The sequence below is a fragment of the Mesorhizobium sp. M7A.F.Ca.CA.004.12.1.1 genome (assembly GCF_003997835.1).
Lineage (GTDB): Bacteria > Pseudomonadota > Alphaproteobacteria > Rhizobiales > Rhizobiaceae > Mesorhizobium.
Genome location: NZ_RZRK01001455.1, coordinates 1 through 588 on the forward strand (window position 1 = coordinate 1; position 588 = coordinate 588).

1 pseudogene is annotated in these 588 nt (G+C 61.7%); it reads right to left on the reverse strand.

From position 1 onward, the window contains the following. Window positions 1–239: pseudogene (locus EN984_RS37005) on the reverse strand (hypothetical protein); the annotation flags it as partial. Window positions 240–588 lie beyond the last annotated feature (349 nt).

Consider the following 588-nt stretch of genomic DNA (forward strand, 5'->3'; position numbering starts at 1 on the left):
TCGAACAGGTAGACCGAACCGAACAGCTTGAAATAGAACACCGCCTGGCGGTGCGAGATGAAGGCGGCGGCCAGAGCCCAGACGCCGGAGAAGGCGTGCAGCAGGTCGTCATACCATTGCAGCGAGAACAGGCCGAACAGATTGCCGTCGGCGTCGTTGAACGCCGGTATGTAGCCGATGGCGACGACGCCGAAGAACAGGAAGGCATAGGCGACGGCAAGCTTCTGGATGAGCGTCATGAAGTGTCCCCTCGAAGAGTCCGCCTGAAAACAGACTCTGACGCTGGGATACTAGCTGATTTTGGCGCGCGGTGAAGCGGCGCCCGCGAGATCGCCGGCGAAGGATATCGAGGGGCAAAAAGGCAGTCGGCGCCGGGATTTCTCCCAGCGCCTCCCTGTCAGATCAGGACACGGTCGCGGCAGCAACTTCCGTAAAGTCGTCGCGCCTTGCCGGCCTTGATTTTGACGGTCCTGCCAGTCCGCCGCCCGAGAGCAGCGTCCGTTCGGGACCACGCCGGTTTTCACCCTTGCGGGCTTTGCCCTGCGCACCATCGAAGGTTTTTGCCGTCCTTCATGGCAGCATCGGTCC